The organism is Micromonospora sp. NPDC023814, assembly GCF_040639595.1.
In the GTDB taxonomy this organism is placed as follows: Bacteria; Actinomycetota; Actinomycetes; order Mycobacteriales; family Micromonosporaceae; genus Micromonospora.
Window position 1 is genome coordinate 1 of record NZ_JBFAAF010000248.1, and the last position, 1268, is coordinate 1268.

Below are 1268 nucleotides of genomic sequence, written 5' to 3' on the forward strand. Positions count from 1 at the left end.
GGGGCCGGGTCATCCGCGGCTGTGTGTGTCTGGTCAACCGGACGTTGTTCGGGAGGAGCCGATGGACAAGCTGAAGTCACCAGAGAAGCCGTTTGTGATTTCGAAGTGGGAGGTCTGGGAGGCGTTTCGTGAGGTGAAGCGAAATCAGGGTGCGCCGGGGGTGGACGGGCAGTCCATTGTCGACTTTGAGGCCGATCTGGAGGGCAACCTTTACAAGATCTGGAATCGGATGTCGTCGGGGACGTATTTTCCGCCTCCGGTGCGAGCGGTGGAGATCCCGAAACAGCACGGCAGTGGCACGAGGATGCTCGGCGTCCCCACCGTCGCCGACCGGGTCGCGCAGACGGTGGTAGCCAGGCACTTGGGGATTCGTGTGGATCCGATATTCCACGAGGATTCCTACGGTTACCGGCCGAATCGGTCGGCGCTGGATGCGGTCCAGCGTTGCCGGCAACGGTGTTGGAAGAAAGACTGGGTGATCGATCTTGACATTCAAAAGTTCTTCGACAGCGTCCGGTGGGACCTCATCGTCAAGGCTGTCCAGGTTCACACCGACGCCGTCTGGGTGACGTTGTATGTCAAGCGGTGGCTCCAAGCGCCGCTGCAACTGCCCGACGGAACCTTGCAGGAGCGGGACCGGGGGACCCCGCAGGGGTCTGCGGTCTCGCCCGTGCTGGCGAACCTGTTCATGCACTACGCGTTCGACACCTGGCTCGCCCGGAACTTTCCGGACGTGCAGTTCGAACGCTATGCCGATGACGCGGTCGTGCACTGCGTCGGCGAGCACCAGGCCCGCCAGGTGCTGGCGGCACTCGGGAACAGGATGGACGAGGTCGGGCTGCGGCTGCACCCCGACAAGACCAAGATCGTGTACTGCAAGGACGGCAACCGGCGCGGCTCGTACGAGCACACGTCGTTCACCTTCCTGGGGTTCACGTTCCAAGCCCGCAAAGCGCGCAGCAGGAAGGGGAAGAACTTCACCAACTTCCTGCCCGCGATCAGCAAGGAAGCCCTGAAGAAGATCAGTGGGCAAGTCCGCTCCTGGCGGATCCACCTGCGGATCGGCCACACCTTCGCCGAGCTCGCACGAAAGATCAACCCGATCGTGCGCGGCTGGCTGCAGTACTACGGGGCGTACTACCGCTCCGCTTTGCTGCCCCTCCTGGAACGCATCAACGCCTACCTGGTGCGCTGGATCCGCAAGAAGCACAAACGACTGCGGCCGTTCAGGAAGGCCCAACAGTGCTGGCAGCGCATCACCCGCCAGC

The 1268-nt window shown here is 62.9% G+C and carries 1 protein-coding gene; it reads left to right on the forward strand.

Annotated elements, in window-relative coordinates:
- Positions 1-61 precede the first annotated feature (61 nt).
- The coding region (ltrA, locus tag AB0G14_RS35800; RefSeq protein ID WP_357705260.1) for a group II intron reverse transcriptase/maturase at positions 62-1268 on the forward strand (1207 nt) is incomplete at its 3' end.